The sequence below is a fragment of the Streptomyces pathocidini genome, assembly GCF_001418495.1.
Lineage (GTDB): Bacteria > Actinomycetota > Actinomycetes > Streptomycetales > Streptomycetaceae > Streptomyces > Streptomyces pathocidini.
This window is the reverse complement of sequence record NZ_LIQY01000530.1, coordinates 1-3,263: the sequence shown is the minus strand read 5'-3', so window position 1 is coordinate 3,263 and position 3,263 is coordinate 1. Positions and strand designations below refer to the sequence as shown.

The 3,263-nt window shown below is 70.1% G+C and carries 4 protein-coding genes and 1 pseudogene; all 5 read right to left on the bottom strand.

Features of this window, described 5'->3' with window-relative positions; translation table 11 throughout:
- A pseudogene (locus AOK16_RS28695) lies at positions 1 to 241 on the bottom strand (ATP-binding protein); the annotation flags it as partial.
- Positions 242 to 477: 236 nt separating this feature from the next.
- On the bottom strand, positions 478 to 816 hold the full coding sequence (locus tag AOK16_RS21970; protein WP_055473905.1) for an XRE family transcriptional regulator: 339 nt from the start codon (positions 814 to 816) through the stop codon (positions 478 to 480).
- Positions 813 to 1,190: a type II toxin-antitoxin system RelE/ParE family toxin gene (locus AOK16_RS21965; RefSeq protein ID WP_055473904.1), complete on the bottom strand. Its 378-nt coding sequence runs from the start codon at positions 1,188 to 1,190 to the stop codon at positions 813 to 815. The genes AOK16_RS21970 and AOK16_RS21965 overlap by 4 nt, the downstream gene beginning before the upstream one ends.
- Positions 1,191 to 1,264: 74 nt before the next feature.
- On the bottom strand, positions 1,265 to 1,672 hold the full coding sequence (gene msrB / locus AOK16_RS21960) for a peptide-methionine (R)-S-oxide reductase MsrB (protein WP_055473903.1): 408 nt from the start codon (positions 1,670 to 1,672) through the stop codon (positions 1,265 to 1,267).
- A 199-nt stretch (positions 1,673 to 1,871) separates the two neighbouring features.
- Positions 1,872 to 3,263 (bottom strand): UDP-N-acetylmuramate--L-alanine ligase (gene murC / locus AOK16_RS21955; protein WP_240483693.1); only part of this gene is annotated, 1,392 nt, incomplete at its 5' end.

Sequence of the window (3,263 nt, the reverse complement as noted above, 5' to 3'; positions counted from 1 at the left end):
CCCTCAGACACACCTCGAAGTCCCGCCCGGGAACCCGCCCGTGGAGCACGGCGTTCGCCGCCAACTCGCCGACGACCGCCGCGACGCGGTCGGACAGCTCGCTCCCGTACGCGATGCCCCACCCCTCGAGCCGGTCCACGGCAACCTGCCGCGCAAGCCGCGCCCCGTAGCGCGTGGCACAAAACCGCCGCCGAAACTCACGAACGGTGACGGAATCCAGAGATCGGGTCTGAACGGACATGGCCCCCAGACTGGGGGGCGCACGGGGGCGCTCACCAGGCTCGCGACACGTTCCTCACACAAGCGCTCGGACACCCGGAGCAGTCAGCGCGGGTAACTGTCCGCAACAATCGGCGGGTTCACCGCACGGCCTGCCGCAGCCGCTGCATGTCGGCCGGTTCGCACAGGCCCGCTTCTTCCATGTCCCCCCATTGCTACTGAAACCGCAGAACCCCCGAACAGGGGCGGTCTGTCGCCTCAAGCGACCGTGTACTCGGTGTCCCCAAAATCCGCGACCACGCGCAACTTCCCACCGAGCGCCTCTACATAAGAGCGCAGGGTGGCAACCTCCGTACGATCCGCGTCGCCATGCTCGATTGCCGATACCCGGGGAGCAGAGACACCCATCGACGTAGCGACATCCCGCTGGCTCAGCGCCTGCTCGCGACGAATTTCCGCGAGACGGTAAGCCCGTACCTCGGCCATCAACCGGTCCATCGAGGCATGCTTCTCCTCCTCGGACCGTACCGGCAGCCCTGCGGCTTCCCGACGCGCACGGGTCTTGCGCTTGGTTTCCTCCCAGCTGACTGCGCTCATTCGTACTCCCTGGTCTCAAGCTCGGTCAGATGCGCCTGATAACGCTTCTCGGCGAGTGGGATGTTGTCGTCATACCAGTACCGCCAGCTGCCCGCCTTGTCCCCGGCCACCAACAGCACCGCACGGCGCACGGGATCAAACGCGAACAGGATCCGGACTTCGCTTGCACCCGACGAACCTGGTCTCAGTTCCTTCATGTGGTGCTGCTCTGCACCCTTGATCCGATCAACGAGTGGACGGCCGAGGGTCGGGCCGAACAGGGCTAGAGCATCGATGGCGTCTTCGACTTGCTCAGCACTGCCCCAGTCCTTCTCAGCCAATTCCTCGAACCATGCCGCGACCTCCGCAACGAGGATCACTTCCCATTGAGCCATGACTGCGAAGTTAACGCAAGCATTAACTCCCGAGGCGAGCTTCCGGGTGAGTCACCCGTAAGTGGTACAGCCGGTCACCCCTCCTCCGGGGCCAGCCTCAGGGAGATCGAGTTGATGCAGTAGCGCTGGTCGGTGGGGACCGGGTAGCCCTCGCCCTCGAAGACGTGGCCCAGGTGGGAGCCGCAGCGGGCGCAGCGGACCTCCGTGCGGAGCATGCCGAAGGAGCGGTCCTCGATGAGTTCGACCGCTTCGGTGTCCTTGGGGTCGTAGAAGGACGGCCAGCCGCAGTGGGACTCGAACTTCGTGTCGGAGCGGAAGAGCTCGGCGCCGCACGCGCGACAGGCGTAGACGCCGGTGGTCTTCGTGTCCGTGTACTCGCCGGTGAACGCCGGCTCCGTGCCCGCCTCGCGCAGGACGCGGTACTCCTCCGGGGACAGCTCGGCGCGCCACTGCTCGTCCGGCTTGTCTACCTCGTACACCATGTCGTCGCCCTCCTCCGGCCTCCACCGGCCATGGTCCAGCCTCAAGCCCGGCCCGCGCGGGGCCGGCGCGCCCGCCAGGACCCGCCGTACATCCGGCGCCCCGCCAGGGACCCGCCGTACGCTCGGCACGCCCGCCGAGGACCCGCGCCGTACGCCGGGCACAGGCCAAGGATCCGTCGCGCGGCCGAGCGCGGCGCCCTCAGCCCTTCAGGCGGGCCAGGATCTTCGGGCCCAGGTCCGTCACGTCGCCCGCGCCCATCGTAAGAACGAGATCGCCCGGCCTGGCCATTCCCGCGATCACGTCGGGGATCGCCGCCATGTCGTGCTCGGCGCGGACGTCCGCGCCGCCGGCCGCCGCCGCGTCGATGATCAGGGCGCTGGTGACGCCGGGGACCGGGTCCTCGCGGGCCGGGTAGATGTCGAGGACGACCGACGCGTCCGCGAGCGTCAGCGCCTCCCCCATCTCCTTGCCCAGCTCCTGGGTACGGGAGAACAGGTGCGGCTGGAAGACCACCAGCAGCCGGGCGTCCGCGCCCACCGCGCCCCGCAGCGCCTCCAGGTCGGCCGTCATCTCGGTCGGGTGGTGCGCGTAGGAGTCGATGACCTGGACGCCGCCGGCCTCCCCCTTGAGCTGGAGGCGGCGGCCCACGCCGGTGTACGCCGTGAGGGCCTGGGCCAGCGCGGACGGCTCGACACCGAGGCGGGCCCCGGCCGCCAGCGCGGCCACCGCGTTGTGCGCGTAGTGGCGGCCGGGGACGGAGACCGTGAAGGTCAGCTCCGAGACGGGGGCACCGTCGGAGCCCCGGAATGCGACCGTCACCTCGCTCGTCATGCCCTTCGGCGTGATCCGGACGATGCGGACGTCCGCGTCCGCCGCCTCCCCGACCCTGACGACGTGCAGGTCCTCGCGGACCGCGACCCGCGCGGCCAGTTCCAGCGCGCCCGCGTGCTCGCCGACGACCAGGCAGCCGCCGGGCCGGACCCTGGCGACGAACGCCTCGAAGGACTCGTAGATCTCGTCCATCGACGCGTAGTTGGCGTGGTGGTCCAGCTCGACGTTGAGGACGATCGCGACCTCGGGGTCGTACTTCTGGAAGCTGCGGTCGCTCTCGTCCGCCTCCGCGACGAAGATCTCGCCCTCGCCGTGGCGCGCGTTGGTGCCCGGGCCCGCGAGGTCGCCGCCGATCGCGTACGAGGGCTCGAGGCCCAGCTCGGTCAGCGCCACGGCCAGCATCGACGTGGTCGTGGTCTTGCCGTGGGTGCCCGCGACGGCGATCGGGCGCTGGGTGCGCATCAGCGCGGCGAGGGCGTCGGACCGGTGGACGACCGGGACGCCAAGCTCGGCGGCGCGGGCCAGCTCGGGGTTGTCGGGGCGGATCGCGGAGGAGACGACCACGCTGGTGGCGTCGTCGGCGAGGTGCTCGGCGGCGTGCCCGATGTGCACGGTGGCGCCCAGTTCACGCAGCGACGCCGCGGTGGCCGACTCCTTCGCGTCGCTGCCCGCGACCTTGGCGCCGCGCATGGCGAGGATCTTCGCGATACCCGACATTCCTGCGCCGCCGATGCCGATGAAGTGCGGCCGGTCCATGGC

Coding starts and splice junctions, on each gene's coding strand:
- AOK16_RS21965 (WP_055473904.1), bottom strand. CDS start 1,190: ATGGCTCAATGGGAAGTGATCCTCGTTGCGGAGGTCGCGGCATGGTTC.
- msrB (WP_055473903.1), bottom strand. CDS start 1,672: ATGGTGTACGAGGTAGACAAGCCGGACGAGCAGTGGCGCGCCGAGCTG.
- AOK16_RS21970 (WP_055473905.1), bottom strand. CDS start 816: ATGAGCGCAGTCAGCTGGGAGGAAACCAAGCGCAAGACCCGTGCGCGT.